Genomic DNA, 23,663 nt, shown 5'->3' on the forward strand with positions numbered 1-23,663 from the left:
ACGTTCGGTAAATCGTGCGCAATGCCGAGTGCGGATGATCGTGGCATGACAGGGGAAGCTGACATCCGCGGCGAGGACACTGTGCGTACGCAGTGCTCGTATTGCGGCGTCGGCTGCGGAATAACAGTCCAGACCAAGACTGATCAGTCGGGCTCGCGAGTGATCGCCAAGGTGAGCGGCGACAAACTGCACCCGGCGAACGCGGGCCGACTGTGCACCAAGGGCGCGACCCACGCGGAGATGATGGCCGCTCCCGGCCGGATGGACACCGCCTACCGGCGCCCGGAACGCGGTCAGGTTCCGGTCCCGCTCCCGGTCGACGAGTCGGTGCACGAGACCGCCACCCGGTTGCGCGCGATCCTCGACGAGCACGGCCCCGACGCCATCGCCCTCTACGTCTCCGGCCAGATGTCGCTCGAAGCCCAGTACCTGGCGAACAAGCTGGCCAAGGGCTATCTGCGGACCAAGCACATCGAAGCCAACTCGCGGCTGTGCATGGCCAGCGCCGGCACCGGCTACAAGCAGTCGCTCGGCGCCGACGGGCCACCGGGCTCCTATGACGACTTCGCCCACGCCGATCTGTTCTTCGTCAGCGGCGCGAACATGGCCGACTGCCATCCGATCCTGTACCTGCGGATGGCCGAGCGGCTCAAGGCCGGTGCCCGGCTCATCGTGGTCGACCCGCGCCGCACCGAGACCGCGGCCCGCGCCGACCTGTTCCTGCAGATCGCGCCGGGCACCGACCTGGCGCTGCTCAACGGCCTGCTCCACCTGCTCGTGGCCGAGGGAGCGATCGATGCCGACTTCATCGCCGCGCACACCGAGGGCTGGGACGCGATGCCGGCCTTCCTCGCCGACTATCCGCCGGACCGGGTGGCCGAACTGACCGGTCTGGCCGAGGCCGATATCCGCACCGCCGCGTCGATGATCGCCGAGGCCGATGCGTGGATGTCGCTGTGGACGATGGGGCTCAACCAGTCCACGCACGGCACCTGGAACACCAATGCCCTGATCAACCTGCACCTGGCGACCGGGGCGATCTGCCGTCCGGGCAGCGGCCCGTTCTCGCTGACCGGCCAGCCCAATGCCATGGGCGGCCGCGAGATGGGTTATATGGGGCCCGGTCTGCCCGGGCAGCGCAGCCTGCTGTCCCCCATCGACCGCGCCTTCGTCGAGACGGCATGGGACCTGCCCGCCGACACCTTGCGTACCGAGTCGGGCCCCGGCACCATCGACATGTTCCGCGGGCTGGCCGACGGCGAGATCAAGGCCGCGTGGATCATCTGCACCAATCCGGTCGCGACCGTGGCCAACCGCAAGACGGTGATCGCCGGGCTGGAAGCGGCCGAACTGGTGGTGGTCCAGGACGCCTACGCCGAAACCGCCACCAATGCTTACGCCGACCTGCTGCTGCCCGCCACCCTGTGGGCCGAAGCCGATGCTGTGATGGTGAATTCGGAACGTACGGTGACGCTGCTGCAGCAGTCGGTGGACCCGGTCGGTGACGCCCGGCCGGACTGGTTGCTGATTGCGCAGGTCGCCACCGCCATGGGTTTCCCCGGCTTCGATTTCGCCTCGAGCGCTGAGGTTTTCGCCGAGCTGCGGCAGTTCGGCAATCCGGCCACCGGCTACGACCTGAGCGGCATGACCTACGACCGGCTGCGGGAGGGACCGATGCAGTGGCCGTGCAAAGACAGCGATTCGCCGCGCAACCCGATCCGCTACCTCAACGACGGCGCCCACCAACCGCTGCACGTGGAGCCCGACGGCACCACCCCGCGACTCGCTTTCGCCACCCCCAGCAGGCGCGCGGTGTTCTTCCCCCGCCCGCACCTGCCCGCGGCCGAACTGCCGGATGACGATTACCCCTTCCTGCTCAATACCGGCCGGTTGCAGCATCAGTGGCACACCATGACCAAGACGGGCAAGGTGGCCAAGTTGACCAAGCTCACCGGCGCGCCGTTCGTCGAGGTGCATCCCGACGACGCCCAGCGCCTGGACCTGCGAACCGGCGATCAGCTCGAAATCGCTTCGCGCCGCGGCCGGGCGGTACTGCCTGTGCGGATCAGTGATCGAGTGCGACCCGGTGATTGTTTTGCTCCTTTCCACTGGAACGACGAACAGGGCGAATATCTGACGATCAACGCGGTGACCAATGACGCGGTGGACCCGGCTTCGCTACAGCCGGAGTTCAAAGCCTGCGCGGTGGCGCTGCGCCGGGTCGGTCCCGCCGCCGAACCCGAGCAGGCGCCGGCCCTGCCCACAGAGCAGCCGGAGCACCCGCTGGCCGGCCTCCTCGGCCTCGATGCCGGCACGGCGCCGACACTGAGCGAGGCCGAACGTATCTATCTGGGCGGTTATCTCGCGGCACTGCAATCGTTTCCGGTGGTCGGCCAGCCGGTGCTACCCGAAACCGCGCCGCTGTCGACACAGTCGCGGCTGTGGGTCGACGGATTGCTGGCCGGCATGTATTCGCGCGCCACCACCATCGCGCCCGCTTCCAGCGGCGACGCGGTGCCCACCACCGCACCGGTGACGGTCCTGTGGGCCTCCCAGACCGGCAACGCCGAAGAGCTCGCCACCACCGTCGCGGCCCGCCTGTCGGCGTCCGGTTTCGCGCCCACGGTGCTCGACATGGATTCCTGTGCGGTGTCGGCCCTCACCGGTGACCTGCTCATCGTCACCAGCACCTTCGGCGACGGTGGCCCACCCGACAACGGTGCCGACTTCTCGACCCGGCTCGGAGACAGCACCGACCGGCTCCACAGCGTGCGCTATGCGGTGTTCGCCCTGGGCGACAGCTCCTACGACGACTTCTGCGGCCACGGCCGCCGACTCGACACCTTGTTCGCCGAGCGCGGCGCACACCGGCTACTCCCCCGCGTCGACAGCGAACCGGAATACACCGACACCGCCGAGCAGTGGCTCGATGACGTACTCACCACCCTCACCGCCACCGACGCCGCACCTCATGGCGAAACTCCCGGCGGTAGCCCGTACGACAACCCCTCCTCCCCCGATGTGCCGAGCACCGGTCCGGCACCTGCCGGGCTCGCGCTGAACGGCACCGCACACCTCACCTCCGCGAATCACACACCGTTCCCTCCGCATTCGACCGGCGGCTCACTCTCCCCCGGCGGCCGAGGTGGTGCGACTGTGCTCGACCGACCGCAGGCTCCCGCCCCCGACCGTGCGTCCAGTGCCACCGCCCCGTTCACCCGCCGGTCCCCGGTCCGCGCCACCCTGATGCGCAACGAAATCCTCAGTGCCCCGGGCTCCCAAAAGGAGGTGCGTCGCTTCGGATTCGACCTGCACAACCTCGAAGCCGGTTACGAGGTGGGCGACTCGCTGGGTGTGCTGCCCGCCAACAACCCCGCCCTGGTGGCGGAATGGCTGGCCGCCACCGGTCTGGACGGTCGACGGGTGATCGAGCTGGACGAACGGGAACTCACCCTCACCGACGCACTGCGCACGCACTACGACATCACCAAGGTGAGTCAGGATCTGCTCGGTTTCCTGGCCGAACACAATCCACATCCACAGCTGGCCAAACTGCTGCGCCGCGACAACCGCAACGAACTCGCGAGCTACCTGTGGGACCGCCAGGCCGTCGACGTGCTGCGCGATTTCCCCGTGCACACCGATCTCGTCGACTGGCTCGGCGTGCTGAAAAAGCTGCAACCGCGCCAATATTCGATTTCGTCCAGTCCGCTCACCACCCCGGACGAGGTACAGCTGACAGTCGGGGTGGTGCGCTATGGCGACCCGGTCGGCAGTTCGGCGCCCCGCGGCGGGGTGTGCTCGACCTTCCTCGCCGACCGCGCCGGCACCGAGGTACCCATCTTCTTGCAGCGCGCCCCGCACTTCCGCCCACCGCTGGACCCGAACGTCGCGATGATCATGGTGGGCCCCGGTACGGGCATCGCTCCCTTCCGCGGTTTTCTGCACGAACGCCGGGCCGTCGGCGCGACCGGACGCAACTGGCTGTTCTTCGGCGAGCAGCACGCCGCCCAGAACTTCTACTACCGCGGCGAACTCGAGGACATGTTCCGCGACGGCTTCCTCACACGACTCGACCTGGCCTTCTCACGTGATCAGCGGGAGCGGATCTACGTGCAGCACCGGATGATCGAGCACGGCGCCGAGTTGTGGTCCTGGCTGTGCGACGGCGCCCACTTCTATGTGTGCGGCGACGCGGCCCGCATGGCCAAGGATGTGGACGACACCCTGGTGCGGATAGCCCGGATCCACGGAAACCTGGACGAGGCGGGTGCCCTGGCCTTCAAGAAACAGCTCGTGGCCGAGAAGCGTTACGTGCGCGACGTGTACTGACCGGAGGGCAGGGCGGTCAGGCCGCGCGGGCGATCGTCGGCGGGTTCAGCCGGGCGAAGTCCGGGAGCCGATGGTACGGGTAGTAGGGGTACGGGGGTGTCGTCGCGCTGGCGGCGTCCAGGGCGGCGAGGTGTTCGGGGTCGAGCTGCCAACCTACGGCGCCGAGGTTCTGACGTAACTGCTCCTCGTTGCGGGCGCCGATCAACACGGTGGCGACCGTGGGACGGGTGAGCAACCAGTTCAAGGCGATCTGGGGAACGCTGCGGCCGGTGTCGACGGCGATGCGGTCGAGCACGTCGACAACGTCGTAGAGGTGTTCGTCCGCCACCGGCGGACCCGCCTGCGCGGTCTCGTGCAACCGGCTGCCCGCCGGAAGCGGTTGACCGCGACGAACTTTTCCGGTGAGCCGACCCCAGCCGAGCGGACTCCACACGACCGCACCCACCCCCTGGTCCGCGCCCAGCGGCATCAGCTCCCACTCGTAGTCGCGACCGACGAGCGAGTAGTACACCTGATGCGCCACCGGCTTCACCAGGCCGCCTGTCTCCGCGGTGGCCAGTGTCTTCATCAGCTCCCAGCCGGCGAAATTGGAGACGCCGAGATAGCGGATCTTGCCCGCCCGCACGAGATCGTCGAGCGCCGTCAGGGTTTCGAGCAGTGGCGTGCCGGCGTCGTAGGCGTGCAGCTGGAACAAGTCGAGGTAGTCGGTGCCGAGCCGGCGCAACGCGGCATCGACGGCGCGGATCAGCCTGGCCCGGCCCGATCCCGCTTCGTGCGGGCCGGGGCCGGTGGGCAACGCCGACTTGGTGGACAGCAACACCTGCTCACGCCTGCCCTTGATCGCCGCGCCGAGCACCTCCTCCGAGGCGCCGTCGGAGTAGACGTCGGCGGTGTCGAAGAGGGTGACGCCCGCGTCCAGGCTGATGTCGACCAGTCGCCTGGCCTGGGCGGCATCGGTATCGCCCCACGCGCTGAACAGGGCGCCGCGCCCGCCGAAGGTACCCGCACCGAAACCGAGTGCGGGAACGTGCAGACCTGATGCGCCGAGCCGCCGGTACTCCATGGGAACTCCTAAAGGGTTTATAGTTTCGTTAACGCCTCCGACAGTACACCGAACCGGCGACAAATGAAACAGGAGTTCCGTTATGAATCACGACATTGCCTGGCCTGGCTCTGTCCGCCCAGGTGGACGCACCGCACGTGTGCGCGAATCCGTGCTGCGAGTCACCGGTGACGTCCTCGCCGACCGCGGCCTCACCGGCCTCGACCTGTCGGAGGTGGCCACCGCGGCCGGAGTCGGCAAGACCACCGTCTACCGTCGCTGGCGCACACCGGCGGGTCTGGTCGCCGATCTGCTGGTCGAGATGGCCGAACAATCGCTGCCCCGCGCCGACACCGGCACCCTGCTCGACGACCTGACCGCCAACGCCCGGCTGGTGGCGAAGACCCTCACCGACCCACGCCAGGGCAACCTGTTCCGTGCCGTGATCGCCGCCGCGGCCGCCGACCCGGCGACCGCGGCCGCCTTGCACTCCTTCTACGACACCCGCCTCGAGGAGTGGGCGCCCTGCGTCGAGAACGCCGTCGTCCGCGGCGAGGCACCCGTGGGCACCGACCCGCGGGCCGTGCTGTCAGCGGTGTCGGCACCGCTCTACTACCACCTGCTGGCCAGCGGCGATCCGATCGACGAGGACGTCGCCGACCGCTCCGCCCGCGCCGCCACCGTGGCCACCATCGCCGGAACGTTCATCGTCGACGACTGGGCGGGGCAGCCGTCGTGACAACGCGTCGCCCAGCTCGGGACCTCACCGCACCGGAGCGCCGCCCGGCACCCGCCAGCCGGGATCGCGCCCGGTGAGCCCGAGCAGCCGATCGAAGGCCGGCGCGTCGTCGGTGACCGCGAGCACCGGACCGAACAGACCGGGCGTGCCGGCTGGGTCGGTCTCACGCAGGAACTCGAGCAGAATCGCCAGGTCGGCAGGATCGACGGCCAACTGCTGACCGGTGGCGACGGCCAGGTCCCAACCGTGGATGACGAGCTCGTCGAGCGCGACCATCGCCATCACCGCGGCGGGCATCACCACGCCACCGGCTTCGGTGTCGCCGTCCCACGCCTCGGGCGCGCGCCAGGCGGCGACGAGCGCGTCGAGCCGAGCGGGGATGCGGGTGCGCCAGTCGGCGGGCAGCGACTCGTCGAGTGTCGGCGCGGCCGAGGAACCCACCGACTCCTTGGTGGCGGCCTGCCGGAAAGCCTCGCTCAGGCCGACGACGTGGGTGAGCAGTGCCCCCACAGTCGTCTCGGCGCACGGTGTGGCGGCTTCGAGCTGGTCATCGGCGATCCCGTCGACGACCGCGGCGAGCGAGCGGGCGGCGGGCGTGAAATCGAACTGCGGCTCCATGAGCACTCCTTCGGACGGACCTTTACTCGTGCAGACGACAACCGGGCGCCGAACTCATCGGTGCGGGTTGCCGAGCGGGCGAGATCGGCGCACGCTGGACAGCGCACCACGTCCGAGCAATCGACGACGAGTGGAGGAACACCGATGGCCGACTACGACATCGCCAGCCCGCTGGACGAGGTTCCCGAGGCCGACCGCGTCGAACAGGCCCAGTCGGTCTTCCACGACAACGACCCCGACGATCCGGCCTTCGCCGACGCGGCCGATCACAGCGATGGCGACTACACCGACGAGATGGCGGCAAATGTCGACCGTGACGCCGACACCGCGAACGAGGCGGACGTGATCGAGCAGACCATCCCCGTGCCGTTCGACGACAGCGCCGAAGGATTCACCGAAGCCGACGACGACGAGGGCTAGCCCGCGATCTTCGCGCGCACGGTGGCGTGCAGTTCGCGCAGGCTGGAGCGTTCGGTAGCGACCTCGAGCACCCGCAACCTGTGCGCGTCGGCGGCCAGTTCCACGGCCAGTTCGCCGGGGTCCACGCCACGGTGCGGAATACGATAGGCGGCGCACAGGGCGGCCAGATCCATGCCGTGCGGGGTGCCGAAGACTCGCTCGAACACGCCCGCGTACTGCGGGTCGCCCTGTTCGAGCAGTTCGAAGATGCCGCCGCCGTCGTCGTTGGCCACCACGATCGTCAGGTTGGCCGGGCGGGGTTCGCCGCGACCGATCAGCAGGCCGGACGCGTCGTGCAGGAAGGTCAGGTCGCCCATCAGCGCGATGGTGCGCCCGGAATGGGCCAGGGCGGCACCGACCGCGCCCGAGACCGTACCGTCGATTCCGGCGACACCGCGGTTGGACAGCACCCGCACGCCGGGGCGCGGGCTCGACACCAGCGCGGCGTCACGCACCGGATTCGACGCACCGAGCAGCAACTGGTCGCCGTCACGCAGGGCGTCCATGACGACGGCGGCCACGTGCAGACCGGTCGCCTTGGGGTGGTCGGCGAGCTCGTCGCGCACCACGGCCACGGCCTGCCGGTTCAGTTCCGCACAGCGGGCCAGCCAGGCCGGGTCCGGCGCGCCGCTGGTCACCGCGCGGGTGCCCGTGCCGACGACATTGCCGGAGACATCGGGCCAGCGCGGCCCCGTGGTGAGCGCGAAAACGGTGATATTCGGGTCGGCGAGCACCCGCGAGACCTGCCGGTGCAGGGTCGGGCGCCCGGTGATGATGGCTTGCGTCGGTGCGAGCAACGACAACGCGAGCGGGTGCAGGGCGGGCCCGTGCATCGGCGCGGTGGGCTCGGCGACGGTCGGCAGCGCGGCCAGTTCGGGACGCAGACCGGCGCCGTGGCCGGAGATGACGACCGTGTCGGGCGTGAGGTCGATGTCGAGCGGCACATCGAGGGTGGCGTACTGGGTGGCGGTCCACGGCCGTTCCTCCGCGCGCCCGGCGGGCAACGGGTCGTCGGCGAGTTCGGGGACCAGCGGTTCGCGCAGTGGAATGTCGAACTGCACCGGGCCGGCGTTGCCGGAACGAGTGCCGCGCGCGGCGGCCAGCACCCGGCACACCGTCGAACGCCAGACGCTGTTCTGGCGCGGATAGCTCGCCTCGCCCACCTCGGCTTCGGCGAGCCCGAGACTGATCGTGGCGCGCACCTGGGAGCCGAACAGGCCGAGTTGTTCCACCGTCTGATTGGCGCCGGTGCCCAGCATCTCGTAGGGCCGGTTCGCGCTGACCACGATCAGCGGCACCCGGGCGTAGTTGGCTTCCAGCACCGCGGGCGCCAGGTTCGCGACCGCCGTACCGGAGGTCATCACGACCGGCACGGGCCGACCCGAGGACGTCGCCAGGCCGATCGCGAGGAATCCGGCGGTGCGCTCATCGATGCGCATGTGCAGCCGCAGCTGCCCGGCCACATCGGCGGCCTGCAGGGCGAAAGCCAGCGGCGCGTTGCGCGATCCGGGGCACAGCACCACCTCGCGGACACCACCGCGGACGAGCTCGTCGACGACCACTCGTGCCTGCGCAGTAGACGGATTCACAATCACAGCCTGTCAGACCTGGTCGCGCCCGTCTCCCCCCGGCCCGCGTTGGCTGCATCACCACACACGTCGGCACACCGGCACAGAACCCGCCGATGGTTTGCCGGACGATTTCACAGAATGGCTGCGAGATGCACGACTATTCATATGGCTACTCGAAAGTCGTTCATCACTTCGCAAAGCCAGAATTCATAAAAGAAATCCGGCGCCGCGCCCGTGGGCCCGTCGCCGGATTCGTGGTCGACCCCGCAATGGGGCAGACCGTGCTGCTGTTCAGTTCACTCGGCCGGAGCGGTGAGGTCCTGGATGCCGGTGATCGACTCGATGATGTTGACGATGGCGGAGGTGCCGCTGTCGATGGCGGAGCTGCCCGACTCGAGCACGCTCGAACCCGCGGACGAACCGGTGAGCACGTCGGCCGAACCCGAGGACAGCTCCGCGAGCTCGGCGGAACCGGAGGCCGAACCCGACTCGGTCTCGGCGCCGGCGACACCGGCCGGACCGAAGAACATGACGGCGGCGGCAGCGGCAGCACCGGTGGCGGCGAGGGTCTTACGAGAGATCATGTGACCGAACTTCCTTTCGACCTGCACAATGCAGTCATTTCCTCTGAACCGAGCGGAAGGGGATTTCCGCTGCGAAGCCATTCCTGTTTCGGAACCGCTCAGGGGCAACGTAATCGATGCGTGCGGGCAATAGCCAGTCGTTCGCGAGGCGTCCGGGGCGCCGCCGAATACGCGGCCACCCGCAATTTTCCTGCCGTTCACCGTGCGGGTAATTTGCCTCACACTACGCACCGCGGAATTAACCGTTGACCGGGATTCCGGTGTGGCCGCCGACTCGTTGCGCCACCAGGGTGAGGATCGTCACCGGACATGCGAAAGGCCGGTGTGGTTCGGTCACCCGAACTCACACCGGCCCTCGACGCGACGATCGTGGCGGGGCTACCCGCCTATTGCTCAGCCCGCGTGCTTCTGCACCAGGTCGGCCACGCGAGGCAGGGCCTCGATGACATGCTTCTTGGCCGAACCGCGCATCGAGGCGTAAACCTTCTTCAGCGCGGGACGGGTGGACGCCTCGGCACGGGCATCGGTGACTGCCAGCAGTGACTCGGCGACCTCGTCGGACTTGGCCCCGAGCAGATCGGCGAACGTACCGGTGCCGGAGGTGGTGAATTCGGCCCAGTACGGCTGGAGCTGATCGAGCAGCTTCGGCGCCAGCGAGGCCAGCGCGTCGGGAACGATGGTCGGGCTGATCTTCTTGACCGCCGCGTAACCACCCTTCACCGCCAGGCCGGACGCACCACCTTTGTCCGAGACCTCGGCGTCGAGAACCTCGACGGCGTCAGCTAGGAAAGCCGGACGCTTGGTGTCGTCGAGCAGGGATTCAGACAGCGCTGCAACCACTTTCAGGTTCCTCCGGATCGGTTCGATGAACGAGCAGGCGCCACTATACGCACCACCCCCGCAGAACACGCGCCGACCGCTGGAGCCGGGCGATCCCGGCCTCCTACCGAGCGGCCCGGAACTAGGGCGATAATCGTGGTCGTGACTTTCGATCCGAAGCTGTGGCAGACCGTCCCCGGGTTCGAGGACCTGACCGACATCACCTATCACCGGCACATCGAGCAGGGCACGGTGCGGGTGGCGTTCGACCGGCCCGAGGTGCGCAACGCGTTCCGTCCGCACACCGTCGACGAGCTGTATCGCGCGCTCGAACACGCGCGCATGTCGCCGGACGTGGGCGCGGTGCTGCTCACCGGAAACGGGCCGAGCGCCAAGGACGGTGGCTGGGCCTTCTGTTCCGGTGGCGACCAGCGCATCCGCGGCCGCAACGGCTACCGGTACGCCGAAGGCGAGACCGCCGACACGATCGACTCCGCCCGCGCGGGCCGGCTGCACATCCTGGAAGTGCAGCGACTGATCCGCTTCATGCCCAAGGTCGTGATCGCCCTGGTGAACGGCTGGGCGGCCGGCGGCGGACACAGTCTGCACGTGGTCTGCGATCTGACACTGGCCTCGCGCGAGCACGCGCGGTTCAAGCAGACCGACGCCGATGTGGGCTCCTTCGACGGCGGTTACGGCAGCGCGTATCTGGCCAAGATGGTTGGCCAGAAGTTCGCCCGCGAGATCTTCTTCCTCGGCCGGCCCTACACCGCCGAGGAGATGCATCAGATGGGTGCGGTGAACAAGGTCGTCGACCATGCCGAACTGGAGAACGTGGCGCTCGAGTGGACCGCCGAGATCAACGGCAAATCACCGCAGGCACAGCGTATGTTGAAGTACGCGTTCAATCTGCTCGACGACGGTCTGGTCGGCCAGCAACTCTTCGCCGGCGAGGCCACCAGGATGGCGTACATGACCGACGAGGCGGTCGAAGGCCGTGACGCGTTCCTGGAGAAGCGCAAGCCCGACTGGGCCCCCTACCCCTGGTACTTCTGAGGACGAGCCGTGGACATTCTCAACAGCCGGATCATCGTGCGGCCCAGCGACTATGCCCGCACGATGGAGTTCTATCGCGACGGCCTCGGCCTGGCGATCGCCCGGGAGTACCCGGGCGGCACGGTGTTCTTCGCCGGGCAGTCACTGGTCGAGGTCGCCGCGCACGGCGGCAGCGGGCAGCCGGGCACCTTCCACGGTGCCCTCTGGCTGCAGGTGCGCGACCTGGCCGACGCGGCGGCGGAACTGGTGCGGAAGGGGATTGCCATCGAGCGGGCGGCGCAGCTCGAGCCGTGGGGGCTGCGGGAGATGTGGGTGCGTGATCCGGACGGCGTGCCGATCGTGCTGGTGGAAGTTCCCGCCGAACATCCGATCCGGCGGGACCCACGCTGGTCCCCGGAGTGAGCGCGCGGCCCCGAGTTGCCCGGGCGCGCGCGGGCGAGCACGATAGTGGCCGGTACGCGCCCGACCGCCGTCGTCCGGACCGCGCAGCGAGTTCTGTCCACCTACCGAATCGCGGACGCTATGGCTGGCTTTTCCGACCCGTCTCCCGGCAAACCGACCCGTTGGCCGGGTCTTGTCGCTCGCATGACACGATCGAAGTCGTGAGGGAGCGCAGCAAGCTGTATCCGGAGGTGTTGGCGTGAGCAAAACCTTGCGGACGCTGCAGATGCCCACCGGTTCCGGTGTCGGAGAAGTGCTCCCCCACCTGCGTCAAGCCCTCGACGGCGGCGGCCCGGCGTGGTTGCCGATCCCCACCACCGACCGGCGCGAGGCCCGCAGGCTCTCCGACGCGCTCAAGCCCGGCGATCCGATCGACGACGACGTCGCGCTGGTCGTGACGACCTCCGGCACCACCGGCATCCCCAAGGGCGCGCTGCTGGGCGCGGAAGCCCTGCGGGCCAGCGGAACCGCCACCCACGAGCGGCTCGGCGGACCGGGTAGCTGGTTGTTGGCCCTGCCGACTCATCACATCGCCGGCATCCAGGTGCTGTTGCGCAGCATCCTGGCCGGGACCGAACCGACCGTGCTCGACGTGTCTGGCGGGTTCCTGCCCGAGGCGCTGGCCGGTGCCGTCGGCGCGATGCGCGGGCCACGCCGCTACACCGCGCTGGTTCCGACCCAGCTGATCAAGGCCCTGGATTCGCCGATCGCCGCGAAGGCGCTGGCCGAACTCGATGCTGTGCTGGTGGGCGGTGCGGCCACGCCGCTGCCCGTCTACGACCGCGCCCACGAGGCCGGTATCAATGTGGTGCGCACCTACGGGATGAGCGAGACCTGCGGTGGCTGCGTCTACGAGGGCGTTCCGCTCGACGGCACCGAAGTGCGGATCGAGGACGGGCGGGTGGTGCTCGGCGGTGCGATGATCGCGCGCGGCTACCGCAATCTGCCCGACCATCCCGCCTTCGCCGAACCCGGCTGGTTCCGCACCGAAGACGCGGGCACCTTCGAGAACGGGGTCCTCTCGATCAGCGGCCGCCTGGACGAGGCCATCATGACCGGCGGTCTGCTGGTGATCCCGCAGGTGGTGGAGGCCGTGCTGGCCACCCACCCCGGCATTCGGGAGTGCCTGGTGCTCGGGTTGCCCGACGAGCGGCTGGGTCAGCGGGTGGCGGTGGCGATCGTGCCCGCGCCCGGCGCCTCGCCCACGCTCGACGAGATCCGCGGATACGTCGTGGCCGAGCTCGACTCCATCGCGGCGCCACGTGAGCTCGCGGTGCTGGAGGAGATGCCCGTACGCGGCCCCGGCAAGCCCGACCGGGCCGCAGTGCGCCGGCTTCTGCAGGGCGGATAGCCACCTGCCCCCGGCGGCCGGGGAGCCGGATTTCGCCAGACCCTGGTCCTAAGCTGAACGCATGGGCGACTTCGAGGTGATCCGGCGAACGGTCATTGCCGCCGAGCCGGCACGAATCCGCGGCTTCATCAACGATTTCCGGCAGTGGCGGCTGTGGTCGCCGTGGGAGGGATCCGACCCGCAACTGATGCGCACCTACACCGGTCCCGAAGCCGGAGTCGGCGCGCGCTACACCTGGCGCGGAAACCGCAAGGCAGGAGCGGGCACGATGGAGATCAAGGCCGACGCCGAACGCGAGGTCGGCGTCGAACTGGACTTCGAGAAACCGTTCAAGGCCACCAACATGGTCACCTTCACCCTCGAGCCCGTTCCGGCCGGCACCGAGGTCACGTGGCGGATGACCGGCACTCATTCCGGGCTGATGGGCGTGCTCGGCAAGGTGTTCCCGATCGACAACCTCATCGGCAAGGACTTCGACAAGGGTCTGGCGCGGTTGAAGACGGTCGCCGAATCGGACTGAGCGGCGCCCCCGGCCGGCGCCGCATTAGGCTTCGAACATGGCTACAGCTGCGGAATGGATCGAGGGCGCCCGACCGCGGACGCTACCCAATGCGATCGCACCGGTCATCGCGGGCACCGGTGCCGCCGCCGCAATCGACGGCGCCCTCTGGTGGAAAGCGATACTGGCGCTGCTGGTTTCGCTGGCACTGATCGTCGGGGTGAACTACGCCAACGACTACTCCGACGGTATCCGCGGCACCGACGACGAGCGGGTGGGTCCGCTGCGCCTGGTCGGGTCGAAACTGGCTTCCCCCACCGCGGTGCGCACCGCGGCCGTGCTGAGCCTGACCGTCGGGGCCGTCGCGGGTCTGATCCTGGCCGCGACCACCGCCTGGTGGCTGGTGCTGCTGGGCGCGCTGTGCCTGGCGGGCGCATGGTTCTACACCGGTGGCAGCAAGCCCTACGGCTACAGCGGTTTCGGTGAGATCGCGGTGTTCGTTTTCTTCGGGCTGATCGCGGTGCTCGGTACCCAGTTCGTGCAGGCGTCGCGCGTGGACTGGGTCGGCGTGCTGCTCGCGATCGGGGTGGGCGCGTTCTCCAGTGCGGTGCTGGTGGCCAACAATCTGCGTGACATCCCCACCGACACCGAATCCGGGAAGGTCACTCTCGCGGTGAAACTCGGCGACGCTCGCACGCGCACTCTGCACCTGGTGCTGCTGGCCGCACCGTTCGTGATCAGCCTGGCGCTGGTGGCCCGCACACCGTGGGCACTGGCCGGGCTGCTGGCGTTGCCGCTGGCCGTGCAGGCCAATGGCCCCGTGCGCGCGGGCAAGGGCGGGCTCGACCTCATCCCGGCCCTGCGGGATTCCGGGCTGGCACTGCTGGCCTGGTCGGTGCTGAGCGCGCTGGCCGTCGGACTCGGCTGAGCCCGACGGACCGGGCGCGGTCAGTCGCCGTCGGGGACCAGGATCCCGAGGACCCAGTTGACCAGCATCACGATCACACCGCCCCACACCGCGGCCCAGAAGCCGTCGACGCGCAGGCCGTAGTCGGTCACCTCGGTGATCTTCGCGGTGAGCCACAGCATCCCCGCGTTCACCACCAGCAGGAACAGGCCGAGCGTGAGGATCACGAACGGCAGCGACAGGAGTTTCACGATCGGCTTGATCACGGCGTTGACCGCGGTGAACACGATGGCGACGATGAGCAGGACCAGGGCCTTGCCCCAGTTGCCCCACTCCGATGACCAGTCGGGCGGCACGATGACATCGATTTTGTCGATCCACGCGACCGCAGCCCACAGGGCTATGGCGTTGATGACCAACCGTATTGCTAGCTGCATACCCGCAATGCTATGCCCGGAATCAGACATCGCGGCGGGTCCGACACAACGGGTTTCAGGCCGCGCGGTCGAGCATGCCGTAGATGTCGTCGCGCAGCGCGGAAATTCCGGCTCGTCCGCCGAGCAGCTCGGCCGTCGGCGGTTCGGCGCCACGTAGGACGCCGAGCAGCACATGTGTCGAGGTGATCTCGCGGTCCTTGCGGTGCAGCGCCTCACGCAACGCGAGTTCGAGTGATTTCTTGGCCTCGGTGGTGAACGGGATGTGCCCCCAGTCGGTGCCCATGAGCCGGCTGAGAAGGCCCCGTTTGGGTGCGGGATCGGCTCGATCCCATGCCTCGGGCCCGAAGTTCTCGGCGACACTGGCCTGTACGGCGTCCAGGTCGATGCCGATCGAGCGCAGGGCCGCCGCGTCGTCTTCACCGAGCGGAGCCCCGTTCGCCCTTGCGGCGGCCCGGACCGTCTCGGCGGTGATGCCGTGCGCATCGAGCACCGTGACCAGTTCCGGTTCGGGACTGGCGAGCACGCCGAGCAGCACATGCTCGGGCCCGATGCGCTCGGCACCGAGTTCTTTGGCCTCTTCCTGCGCCATGACCACCGCCACCTTGGCGTTCTTGGTGAACTTCTCGAACATCAGCGGGTACCGCCCTTCCGGTTGTGTTTCTGATGCACCGCTTGCTTGCTCACCTCGAGCGCGTCGGCGATCGCCTGCCACGACCAACCGTTGGCTCTGGCATTGGCCACCTGGATGGTTTCGAGCCGATCGGCGAGTCGGCGCAGGGCGAGTACCGCGCGCAGGCCGACCGCGGGGTCGGGATTGCCTGCCGCTGAGGCGAGGGTGGTTGCATCGGTCATGGTGTCAATTTTGATTGACGATTCGAGAGTTGTCAACAAAAATTGACAACCGAGGCTGCGACGGGCCAGCTACATGCGGTACGAAGATGGCGGCGGCAGTCGCGGCACGCCTACGCGGGTCAGGCGCTCCAGCGGCCCGAGGCGGCGAATTCGGTGAGGACAGCAGCCGGCCCGGTCAGGTCCAGATTCTGACCCCGAACCCAGTCGTCGTCGAAGTAGGTGCCCGCGTACCGGTCGCCGCCGTCGCACAGCAGCGTGACGACGCTGCCACTGTGGCCCGCGGTGAGCAGTTCGGCGACGAGATGGAACGCGCCCCACAGATTCGTGCCGGTCGACCCGCCCACCCGGCGCCCCAGGGCAGCACTCGCATGCCGGGTGGCAGCGATGGAGGCGGCGTCAGGAACCACGATCATCCGATCCACCACCTGGCCGATGAACGACGGCTCCACCCGCGGACGCCCGATCCCCTCGATCCGCGAGGGCATTCCGGTCTCATACCCCGCGTCACCGGTCTCGTAACCGCCGTAGAAAGCCGAATGCTCGGGATCGACGACAGCCAGCCGCGTCGCGTGCCTGCGATAACGGATATAGCGGCCGATGGTGGCGCTGGTGCCGCCGGTCCCCGCCCCCACCACGATCCACTCCGGAATCGGGTGCTGCTCCAAAGTGAGCTGCTCGAAAATGGATTCGGCGATGTTGTTGTTGCCCCGCCAGTCGGTGGCCCGCTCGGCATGGGTGAACTGATCCATGAAATGCCCACCGGACTCGGCGGCCAGGCGCTTGGCCTCGGTGTACATCTCGGGCGCGCGCTCCACGAAATGACAACGACCACCGTGGGCTTCGATCAGCGCGACCTTCTGCGGCGACGTACTCGCCGGCATCACCGCGACGAAATCCAGACCGAGCAGTTTCGCGAAGTAGGCCTCACTCACCGCCGTCGACCCCGACGACGCCTCCACGACCGTGGTCCCCTCGGTCACCCAGCCGTTGCAGATCGCGTACAGGAACAACGACCGCGCCAACCGGTGCTTGAGGCTGCCGGTGATGTGGGTCGACTCGTCCTTGAGATACAGCTGCACCGGCCAGTCGGCGGGCAGCGGGTAACGCAACAGGTGGGTGTCGGCGGAACGCTGGGTATCGGCGTCGATCAGGCGAACCGCGTTGTCGACCCAGTCACGCGGGGCGCTGCGGTCGAGATATTTCACGACGACGCCTCGTCGTCGTCACCCCGCAGCCGGGCCCGTAGCTGCGCCTTGTCTTCGCGACGGCGCGCGTCGACGACGGCGATGTCCTCGTTCACCTTCGTGCGCAGCGACTTGAACAGGGTCAGCGACAGCGGCATCGCGACGATCAACGCGAACAGCACCGCGACGATGATCGGCACGTCGACACCGATGAGCGCGGCGACACCGACGATCGCCGCGGCGATCACCACCACCAGCCCGAGGCGGGCCAGCGTGTAGAGGGCCAGATTGCGGAACAGCCGCTTACCCGCACCAGAACCTTGCTGACCAGTTGCTTCACTCACCTTGACAGCCTAACCCCGCGCCCGATCGGCCCGTACGGCCCCGTTCGCGGCATTTGTCTATTACTTCCCCTTTACCAACTGTAGGTGGTTCGACTAGGTGGGGGTCACAGTGCGACGATGGCGCCATCTGATGAGGGAACTGTCGAGAACGGAGAGGTTAGCTATGACTGCGATCACCGTCGGCGGCCAGGACACTCTGCTGACACCAGGCCAAGTAGCCGCAATGTTCCACGTAGACCCCAAGACCGTCACCCGGTGGGCCCATGCGGGCAGGCTCGGTTCGCTGCGCACCCCGGGCGGACACCGCCGATTCCGCGAGTCCGAGGTTCTGCAGCTGCTCAAATCGCTCACCACCGAGGCAGCTCCACGCTGATCTCATCCGGCGGCGCGAGTCTGTCAGCGGGCTCGCGCACCCGTCGCCGCCCGGGGGGCTACCCTCGATAGCAGGAGGTGAGCGACGTGACGTACTTGTTGGCACTCATCGCGATCGTGGCTATCGCGGTACTGTGCTGGAAGGCTTTCGGCCCCGACCAGTCCGGACCCGGTTCCGGTTCGGGTTCCGGCCCCACCCGCCGTCGACCGGTGCTCGGCCCCGACGACGACCCGGAATTCCTCTGGCGTCTGGGCAAGCAACACCGCGATGACACCGGTCCGGGCGACCACTGAATCATGACCGTGGGCCCGCCGGTGAGACCCACGTCTCGTGAGCTGACCCACACCCCCCGCTGCGTGTCGAAAAAGCCGGGTAGATAACGTATTCCGGTGATCGATGTGCAGCAGAGTTCCATCCCGACCACCTGGCGCGCGGCTGACGGCAGCGCCGTGACGTTCACCGAAGCCCGGTCGGCGTGGACTCGCGCGGCCCACGAAGTGCTGGCCGCCACCGCGTCGCGCTTCAACAACTTCATCGTCAACACCGAGCTGGCGGAACTGGTCCAGGAAGAGTCCGGTATCCGCACCCAGGTGAAGTGGCAGCACTGGCTGCCCGTCGTGCTCGACCGTGTCGCCGAACACTGCCACAACAACAACGAGCCGCCGCTGAGCGCGCTGTGCGTGCGCAAGAACCAAACGGTGGGCACCGGCTACCGCTACATCCTCGAACTCGCGGGCCTACCCATCCCCGACGACCTCGAGATGCACGCCGCCGCCGCCCGCTGGCAGTGCTATCAGCACTACGCCACCGACCTCCCCGCCGACGGCGGCCTACCCACCCTCCCCCCGAAGGTCGCCGCCGTCCGCCAGCGCACCTCCCAGGACCTGGCCACCACCGAGGCCGCCGAAGCCGCCGAAGCCAAGCGCACCGCAGCCGCACGCCCCACCACCCCGGCCCCCAAGCCGGAACCGGTCCGCAAACCCGTCTGCCTGTCCTGCCACGTAGAACTCCCGGCCAACAAGATCTGCTACTACTGCTGATCACCCCGCCGGAAGTCGGCGTCGGCCGGCCAGGCATCGCACGGTGTCTTCAGGCCAGCGCCCTGTCATTACGTCACGCAGCTCGACGATCAGCGCATCGTCGAGCGCGCCGCGACGACAGCTGAGCCAGGACAGTCTTCGTCGAGATCAATGAGCCAGCGCGGTCGCACCGCGTGATGCTACCCACGCGATACCGCGGGGCTCCTCGAACAGTGTCGATCTTCGAGCTCGCTGATCGTGACGTCGGGAAATCCGGTGGCGCCGCGATCGGTGCCGCCAGCACAATGGACCGATGGTGCTGATCGAAGCGGTGCGTGGCGATATCACCGAACAGCAGGTCGACGCAGTGGTGAATGCCGCGAACTCCTCTCTGCTGGGTGGTGGCGGCGTCGACGGCGCGATTCACCGCAAGGGCGGACCCGCGATCTTGTCGGAGTGCCGCGACTTACGTGCCGCGCACTACGACAAAGGGCTGCCGACCGGGAAAGCGGTGGCGACTACGGCGGGACAACTACCCGCGCGCTGGGTGATCCACACCGTCGGCCCGGTGTGGTCGGCCACCGAGGACCGTTCGGCGCTGCTCGCTTCCTGCTACCGCGAATCTTTACGGGTGGCAGCCGAACTCGGCGCCCGAACCGTGGCCTTCCCCGCGATTTCCACCGGCATCTTCGGCTGGCCGATCGACGACGGCGCCCGCATCGCCGTCGAAACAGTGCGCAGCGTCGATCCGCCGCTCGAATATGTGCGGTTCGTACTGTTCGACGACGGCGCGCTCAATGCCTTCGCCGCAGCGCTGGAATAGGTGGACGTGTAAGTACCGCAGGCTGATCGGGTCGCACCGGTAGCTGTGCAGGCCGACACGGTGTACTCACGAGTGGCGTCGATTCCATATTCGAGCCCATCCGTCGGATGTCGTCAATCGTTGACGCTCAAGGACAGGCGCGCCGCGTGTGTGCGGGAGATGAGGACGAAATCATCCCGAATGTTGGCGCAATCCTCCGGCTGAGTGTCGACTCGCGCTGCGAACCGGATGGTGCCGAGCAAGTTCTCGACGTCTCGGACGAAGTCGTCTATCAGCGCGTCCAGCACGGCGTCATGAACGCACGGACCCCACGGTGGTCTCATCCGACGAACCGTGCTTCGAAAGTGCGCGGGCCAGCGCGAAACCGGTTGGATGACTTCGGTACCGCGAACTGGGTCCGCTACGACACGGAGAATGCGATCCGGTAGCGGCGTACGGCGGATGAGTAGTTCGCCGTCCAACGCGACAACTGGAGCCAGCTCGATACTGAGGACGTGATTGGTGGCTCCCATCGCTTCCTCGAGTAGAAGCGCGGCGTTGGCCGCCACCGATTGCAGGGATTCGTCTGGCGTATCGGCGCGGTTTGCGGCGGGGCCGGTCTTCTTTCTCATGAACCGAGTTTCGGTCGGCGATCGGAGCGGAGCAACCGGTTTCCCGCTGCAATCACCGAGCTGAACACCTTGTTCCGCCCATGCGGCTAGGTGGTGACTTCGCCAGCGCGGTCACCGCGCGAAGCGACCCGGTCGCCCACCGAGGCTGACCGGGTCGCTCGCACCACTCGGTTCAGGGTGCCGTCGGGCTACTGCTGAGGCTGGATGAGCCGACGCTCAGCAGTTGCAGGATGTTCTGGATGAAGTCGCACCCGTCCGGGGCGCCGATGGGGAACTCGACGCACGCGGCGACGGGGGCGACCTGTTCGGTGGCGGCATTGGCCGGAGTCAGCGGGGCCAGCATCAGCGCACCGGCCAGTGTGGCCACAGCGAGTGATCGTTTCATCGCAATTCCTTGCTGCTCTGCGTTTTCGGACTGTTCAGCTGCCACGGAGCAGCGATGGTCACGCTATCGGTGCGTCAGATCAGCCGCCAGACCCCAGTTCAGTGGCCCACGGACCTGGGGGCCATCGCATGGGCCCGCAGCTTCGTCACGTCTGGATCACCCTCGGCCCGCGCTGCGTCGTCTTCGGTACCAAGATCCAAAATCCGTTGAGAACGTGGCGAAGCCGACCCGAACGCAATGCGCAGAAGCCGCTTACGTCAAACCTCCGTAGCTGTGCAACCCGCTGATCACCATGTTGATGATTAACACCGTCCCGGCGTTGTGCTGGTGGGTTATGGCTCGGTGGGCCTGACCTGAGGTTTCCGGGTTGCAGCGGCGGCTGGAACGGGCACCGAATGGCGACACTGCGTACTCACTGCGTACCGAGTGACATGCAAGATGGCAGGTTGCGCTGTCGGACGCGAGGATGAATAAGTGCGATTCGAGGAACAGGACGGCCGGTACACAGCGCCGCGTGCGCTACTGATCGATGCAGTCGAATCGGACGGGCCGGGGATGTGCGCCTCGGCTTTCGCCTTGTTCGCGCCAGTGTTTGTGGAACGCGACATTCGATTCTGGATCGAGGACGACGGACTCGCGCTCGTCCGCCCTTCGGGCCGAAGTGAGCGGTATGCAGGCGAGTGGCAGATGCGCCGGTACTCCTACCGATTGCTGTGAACGATGGGCGCATCCGTGTCCTGCTGCGGACGGACGACGACCGGTCAGGACTTTCCAGCCCCTGGCTCGGGCACGAATGGGGCACGGTGGGAGGTGCTTCTCCCTTGGAGTTGCCCGCGGTCGAACATCCGCCCATGCCGATTTGCGCTCGATCACGAGGTACGCGAGAGACCACGCATTTTCCCGTCTGCCTATGCTGGATTCTTCGCCGCGTGCACGCTTGCCTCCTGCGAGACATACGCTCGGTGGCAGAGGGAGGGGTTTTGGCGCATATCTGGGTGGTTGTGTGCTTGCGGCCGGAGGCGATCGACGACGTGCAGTCTGCTCTCACTCGAGCACTCGCTCCGTTCGAGATGTACCAACAGCCCGCTGAGCGCGGTATGTGGGACACATGGCGGATTCGGGGCGGTGGCGAAAGAGCCGGGTTCTATGTACATCCGGGCAATGAGGACGACCCCCGGTTGATCCACGACACCCCCAACTACGCAGGCGAAGTGTTGCCCACCAACCGTGGCGAGTGCGCGGGCGGGCCAAAGGCATTGCTGGACCTTGCAAGGCAAACTCTCGAATGGTCCGATGTGCTCACTCTTGACGGTTGGTGGGTGGAGGAGAGTGGCGTCGGCTGGCACAGGGACGATGATGAACACACGTCCCACGAAGACAGGCCTGGGTGCCCGATTCCCCCTGGCGGCAACAAGAACTACCTCGCGACACTCCCCGAAGACACGGTGCTTGTACGGGTTTATTGCCACGGTTGACAACGCACTCACTTGCCGCCTATCGCGCGGTCACGAACGTCCGTTTCTGCCGATTCCCGAGCGGGTTGTCGCCCAGGAGATCCGATCAGCTATCTGCAGGAAAACGGTGCTCGATCGCTTGACGAGCCAGCATCCAGGCCGTTTCGAATTCCTCGGCCGTTATTCGCTCGAGGGCGCCGGCCTCGACATCCCAATCGTCGGCGTTACCCTCCGCGAGCACACCGTATTTGCATTCGTACACCTGAACCGCAGCTAGTCCCCCGTGGTGTCGTGCATATGTCATCTCCGCCAGCGATGCGGCCGTGACCGGCTCACCGTCAGCACCTCGCAGATCGACCTGCCGGTTCGGTCAGCCATCGTCGTCAAGTTCGATCAGGAGCGAGATGCCCTCATCTGCGTAGAAGTCGCGAATCCACCTCATCCGATGAGTATTACGGCGTCGGAGTCTCGCGGTAGATCTGGGCGCGAGGCCGGTCAGGCTATGACGTGATCAGGCTGGATGTGGATGATCACCCGCTCGACGTTCCGTCTCTGCTCGTAGGGGTAGGTATCCAGATCTAGGTACTTGCGCGCCAGCTGGTCCAGGAATGCTTTCCCGGGATCTGGCTCGATCGTGACGACACGGCCGCGGACTTCCAGGTAGCGATAGGGGTCGTCGGGATCGAGGATCGAGACCGACACCCGCGGATCGCGCTGAATGTTGCGATATTTTTGCCGGTCGGTGCCGGTTGAGACAAGCAGCTGCCCGTGGACGGCGTCGAAGTCGAACCATACGGGGTGTGACTGCGGCTCACCGTCGGGTCCCAGAGACGCGAGGTGCGCGAAGCCCTTCTTGCCGAGTATGTCGGTGTGGCTGTCGAGGGTCGTGGCAGACCGCGTCTTCCTGCTACCTGTCCGCCGGTTGATGTCGTCGACATCGTCCGCCCTGTTGCGGATCTCAGCCATCGTTCTCTCCTCGCTGTCGTGAACATGGAGCCAAGGTTGGGCGACCGCACCCTTTCGCGAGTGGTCACACACCTCACGCTTGTCAGGATGTTGACATACAGAGTCTGTGTCAAGATGCTGACATGCGTCAAGAGGAGACCGTGGGCGAATTGGAGCAGTCGGTGGGCTACGTTCTCAAACAGGCCCAGGCCGCACTGCACTCCGCGATGGACGCCGTGCTGCGCCCGCTGGAACTGACTGTGGCGCAATACGCCTGCCTCGAACTGCTCGGTCGGCACCCGGGGATATCCAACTCCGAACTCGCCCGCGGCGCGTTCGTCAGCCGCCAATCGATGAACCTCGTCCTGCGCGGGTTGCAAGACCGCGGCCTGCTCACCCGACCCGAGCAGGCCCCCCGTGGCCGCGCGCTGCCCAGCCGGCTCACCAGCTCAGGGCAGGAAAAACTGAGCGCCGCCAGCGTCGCCGTGCGCACCATCGAACGGCAAATGTTCTCCCCATTGTCCGCGGAAGAACAATGCCGGCTGCGCAACGACCTTGCCGACTGTGTTGCCGCAATTCCCCGGCCCAATCGACCACGTGAGACACACCTTTAGGACCCGACATCACTCGGTGTGTGCTGTGGCCGATCCGGCGACGGGCTTGCGCACCTGTGGCCCGATACCGACGAGACCACCCGTACCGCCGTCGGTGCTGCCATCAAGGATCGGCCCGGTTCCGCTGCGTACTCACTGTGTACCGAGGCCGATCAGCCGGAACCTGCCGACGACGAAGACGGCCCGAATGCGCTGGTAGCAGCC

General features: G+C 67.3%; 27 protein-coding genes. 14 read left to right on the top strand and 13 right to left on the bottom strand.

Annotation, left to right across the window (positions count from 1 at the left end):
- The first annotated feature begins 45 nt into the window (after positions 1 to 45).
- Positions 46 to 4,332, top strand: a complete 4,287-nt coding sequence (locus ACFO5K_RS16995) for a molybdopterin-dependent oxidoreductase (RefSeq protein WP_378563086.1) — start codon at positions 46 to 48, stop codon at positions 4,330 to 4,332.
- A 16-nt stretch (positions 4,333 to 4,348) separates the two neighbouring features.
- On the opposite strand, the gene ACFO5K_RS17000 is transcribed toward ACFO5K_RS16995, so the two are convergent.
- Positions 4,349 to 5,395, bottom strand: a complete 1,047-nt coding sequence (locus ACFO5K_RS17000; RefSeq protein ID WP_378563089.1) for an aldo/keto reductase — start codon at positions 5,393 to 5,395, stop codon at positions 4,349 to 4,351.
- An 82-nt stretch (positions 5,396 to 5,477) separates the two neighbouring features.
- On the opposite strand from ACFO5K_RS17000, the gene ACFO5K_RS17005 reads away from it, so the two are divergent.
- Positions 5,478 to 6,113 carry a TetR/AcrR family transcriptional regulator gene (locus ACFO5K_RS17005; protein WP_378563091.1) on the top strand — a complete coding sequence of 212 codons (636 nt, stop codon included), beginning with the start codon at positions 5,478 to 5,480 and terminating at the stop codon, positions 6,111 to 6,113.
- A 24-nt stretch (positions 6,114 to 6,137) separates the two neighbouring features.
- Here ACFO5K_RS17005 and ACFO5K_RS17010 read toward each other — a convergent pair whose 3' ends face one another.
- Positions 6,138 to 6,731 carry a TIGR03086 family metal-binding protein gene (locus ACFO5K_RS17010; RefSeq protein ID WP_378563092.1) on the bottom strand — a complete coding sequence of 198 codons (594 nt, stop codon included), beginning with the start codon at positions 6,729 to 6,731 and terminating at the stop codon, positions 6,138 to 6,140.
- Positions 6,732 to 6,875: 144 nt separating this feature from the next.
- Between ACFO5K_RS17010 and ACFO5K_RS17015 the strand changes: the two genes are divergently transcribed.
- The gene (locus ACFO5K_RS17015; RefSeq protein ID WP_378563094.1) at positions 6,876 to 7,151 is read left to right on the top strand and encodes a hypothetical protein; all 276 of its coding nucleotides are present in this window, start codon (positions 6,876 to 6,878) and stop codon (positions 7,149 to 7,151) included.
- Here ACFO5K_RS17015 and menD read toward each other — a convergent pair.
- From menD to ACFO5K_RS17030, 3 genes are all read right to left on the bottom strand, one after another.
- Positions 7,148 to 8,779 (bottom strand): 2-succinyl-5-enolpyruvyl-6-hydroxy-3-cyclohexene-1-carboxylic-acid synthase, encoded by a 1,632-nt coding sequence (gene menD / locus ACFO5K_RS17020; protein WP_378563095.1) that lies wholly within the window; start codon positions 8,777 to 8,779, stop codon positions 7,148 to 7,150. The genes ACFO5K_RS17015 and menD overlap by 4 nt on opposite strands.
- Positions 8,780 to 9,057: 278 nt before the next feature.
- Positions 9,058 to 9,345: a hypothetical protein gene (locus ACFO5K_RS17025; protein ID WP_378563097.1), complete on the bottom strand. Its 288-nt coding sequence runs from the start codon at positions 9,343 to 9,345 to the stop codon at positions 9,058 to 9,060.
- A gap of 393 nt (positions 9,346 to 9,738) precedes the next feature.
- The gene (locus ACFO5K_RS17030; RefSeq protein ID WP_378563100.1) at positions 9,739 to 10,185 is read right to left on the bottom strand and encodes a DUF6918 family protein; all 447 of its coding nucleotides are present in this window, start codon (positions 10,183 to 10,185) and stop codon (positions 9,739 to 9,741) included.
- Between the two features lie 141 nt (positions 10,186 to 10,326).
- Between ACFO5K_RS17030 and ACFO5K_RS17035 the strand changes: the two genes are divergently transcribed.
- From ACFO5K_RS17035 to ACFO5K_RS17055, 5 genes are all read left to right on the top strand, one after another.
- Entirely contained in the window at positions 10,327 to 11,220 is an 894-nt protein-coding gene (locus tag ACFO5K_RS17035; RefSeq protein WP_378563102.1) for a 1,4-dihydroxy-2-naphthoyl-CoA synthase, read from the top strand.
- 9 nt (positions 11,221 to 11,229) lie between these two features.
- Entirely contained in the window at positions 11,230 to 11,622 is a 393-nt protein-coding gene (locus ACFO5K_RS17040; RefSeq protein WP_378563104.1) for a VOC family protein, read from the top strand.
- A gap of 265 nt (positions 11,623 to 11,887) precedes the next feature.
- Positions 11,888 to 13,012, top strand: a complete 1,125-nt coding sequence (menE, locus tag ACFO5K_RS17045; protein ID WP_378563915.1) for an o-succinylbenzoate--CoA ligase — start codon at positions 11,888 to 11,890, stop codon at positions 13,010 to 13,012.
- A gap of 61 nt (positions 13,013 to 13,073) precedes the next feature.
- Entirely contained in the window at positions 13,074 to 13,532 is a 459-nt protein-coding gene (locus ACFO5K_RS17050) for an SRPBCC family protein (protein WP_378563107.1), read from the top strand.
- A 37-nt stretch (positions 13,533 to 13,569) separates the two neighbouring features.
- Complete coding sequence (locus tag ACFO5K_RS17055; protein ID WP_378563109.1) at positions 13,570 to 14,439, top strand: 1,4-dihydroxy-2-naphthoate polyprenyltransferase; 870 nt, start codon at positions 13,570 to 13,572, stop codon at positions 14,437 to 14,439.
- A gap of 20 nt (positions 14,440 to 14,459) precedes the next feature.
- On the opposite strand, the gene ACFO5K_RS17060 is transcribed toward ACFO5K_RS17055, so the two are convergent.
- The 5 genes from ACFO5K_RS17060 to ACFO5K_RS17080 all read right to left on the bottom strand — a co-directional run bounded on the left by ACFO5K_RS17060 (position 14,460) and on the right by ACFO5K_RS17080 (position 17,235).
- Positions 14,460 to 14,855, bottom strand: coding sequence for a phage holin family protein (locus ACFO5K_RS17060; RefSeq protein ID WP_378563111.1), 396 nt, complete (start codon positions 14,853 to 14,855; stop codon positions 14,460 to 14,462).
- 55 nt (positions 14,856 to 14,910) lie between these two features.
- A complete protein-coding gene (locus tag ACFO5K_RS17065) occupies positions 14,911 to 15,486 on the bottom strand; it encodes a Clp protease N-terminal domain-containing protein (RefSeq protein WP_378563114.1) in 576 nt (191 codons plus the stop codon).
- On the bottom strand, positions 15,486 to 15,707 hold the full coding sequence (locus tag ACFO5K_RS17070; RefSeq protein WP_378563116.1) for a helix-turn-helix domain-containing protein: 222 nt from the start codon (positions 15,705 to 15,707) through the stop codon (positions 15,486 to 15,488). Before ACFO5K_RS17070 ends, ACFO5K_RS17065 begins: the two co-directional genes overlap by 1 nt.
- A 119-nt stretch (positions 15,708 to 15,826) precedes the next feature.
- The gene (locus tag ACFO5K_RS17075; protein ID WP_378563119.1) at positions 15,827 to 16,912 is read right to left on the bottom strand and encodes a PLP-dependent cysteine synthase family protein; all 1,086 of its coding nucleotides are present in this window, start codon (positions 16,910 to 16,912) and stop codon (positions 15,827 to 15,829) included.
- Positions 16,909 to 17,235, bottom strand: coding sequence for a DUF4229 domain-containing protein (locus tag ACFO5K_RS17080; protein ID WP_378563121.1), 327 nt, complete (start codon positions 17,233 to 17,235; stop codon positions 16,909 to 16,911). The genes ACFO5K_RS17075 and ACFO5K_RS17080 overlap by 4 nt, the downstream gene beginning before the upstream one ends.
- Positions 17,236 to 17,398: 163 nt before the next feature.
- Between ACFO5K_RS17080 and ACFO5K_RS17085 the strand changes: the two genes are divergently transcribed.
- The 4 genes from ACFO5K_RS17085 to ACFO5K_RS17100 all read left to right on the top strand — a co-directional run bounded on the left by ACFO5K_RS17085 (position 17,399) and on the right by ACFO5K_RS17100 (position 19,450).
- Positions 17,399 to 17,608, top strand: a complete 210-nt coding sequence (locus tag ACFO5K_RS17085) for a BldC family transcriptional regulator (RefSeq protein ID WP_019049435.1) — start codon at positions 17,399 to 17,401, stop codon at positions 17,606 to 17,608.
- Between the two features lie 86 nt (positions 17,609 to 17,694).
- Complete coding sequence (locus ACFO5K_RS17090; RefSeq protein ID WP_378563124.1) at positions 17,695 to 17,901, top strand: hypothetical protein; 207 nt, start codon at positions 17,695 to 17,697, stop codon at positions 17,899 to 17,901.
- A gap of 96 nt (positions 17,902 to 17,997) precedes the next feature.
- Positions 17,998 to 18,648, top strand: coding sequence for a hypothetical protein (locus ACFO5K_RS17095; RefSeq protein WP_378563127.1), 651 nt, complete (start codon positions 17,998 to 18,000; stop codon positions 18,646 to 18,648).
- 292 nt (positions 18,649 to 18,940) lie between these two features.
- Positions 18,941 to 19,450: an O-acetyl-ADP-ribose deacetylase gene (locus ACFO5K_RS17100; RefSeq protein WP_378563130.1), complete on the top strand. Its 510-nt coding sequence runs from the start codon at positions 18,941 to 18,943 to the stop codon at positions 19,448 to 19,450.
- Positions 19,451 to 19,563: 113 nt separating this feature from the next.
- Here the strand turns inward: ACFO5K_RS17100 and ACFO5K_RS17105 are convergent, their stop codons facing one another.
- Both ACFO5K_RS17105 and ACFO5K_RS17110 read right to left on the bottom strand, forming a co-directional pair.
- Complete coding sequence (locus ACFO5K_RS17105) at positions 19,564 to 20,061, bottom strand: hypothetical protein (protein WP_378563133.1); 498 nt, start codon at positions 20,059 to 20,061, stop codon at positions 19,564 to 19,566.
- A gap of 172 nt (positions 20,062 to 20,233) precedes the next feature.
- Positions 20,234 to 20,446: a hypothetical protein gene (locus ACFO5K_RS17110; protein ID WP_378563136.1), complete on the bottom strand. Its 213-nt coding sequence runs from the start codon at positions 20,444 to 20,446 to the stop codon at positions 20,234 to 20,236.
- Positions 20,447 to 20,920: 474 nt separating this feature from the next.
- On the opposite strand from ACFO5K_RS17110, the gene ACFO5K_RS17115 reads away from it, so the two are divergent.
- Positions 20,921 to 21,163 (top strand): hypothetical protein, encoded by a 243-nt coding sequence (locus tag ACFO5K_RS17115; RefSeq protein WP_378563139.1) that lies wholly within the window; start codon positions 20,921 to 20,923, stop codon positions 21,161 to 21,163.
- Positions 21,164 to 22,395: 1,232 nt separating this feature from the next.
- On the opposite strand, the gene ACFO5K_RS17120 is transcribed toward ACFO5K_RS17115, so the two are convergent.
- The gene (locus ACFO5K_RS17120; protein WP_378563142.1) at positions 22,396 to 22,866 is read right to left on the bottom strand and encodes a PPOX class F420-dependent oxidoreductase; all 471 of its coding nucleotides are present in this window, start codon (positions 22,864 to 22,866) and stop codon (positions 22,396 to 22,398) included.
- A 122-nt stretch (positions 22,867 to 22,988) separates the two neighbouring features.
- On the opposite strand from ACFO5K_RS17120, the gene ACFO5K_RS17125 reads away from it, so the two are divergent.
- The gene (locus tag ACFO5K_RS17125; protein ID WP_378563145.1) at positions 22,989 to 23,459 is read left to right on the top strand and encodes a MarR family winged helix-turn-helix transcriptional regulator; all 471 of its coding nucleotides are present in this window, start codon (positions 22,989 to 22,991) and stop codon (positions 23,457 to 23,459) included.
- Positions 23,460 to 23,663 lie beyond the last annotated feature (204 nt).

The organism is Nocardia halotolerans (assembly GCF_042650145.1).
Lineage (GTDB): Bacteria > Actinomycetota > Actinomycetes > Mycobacteriales > Mycobacteriaceae > Nocardia > Nocardia halotolerans.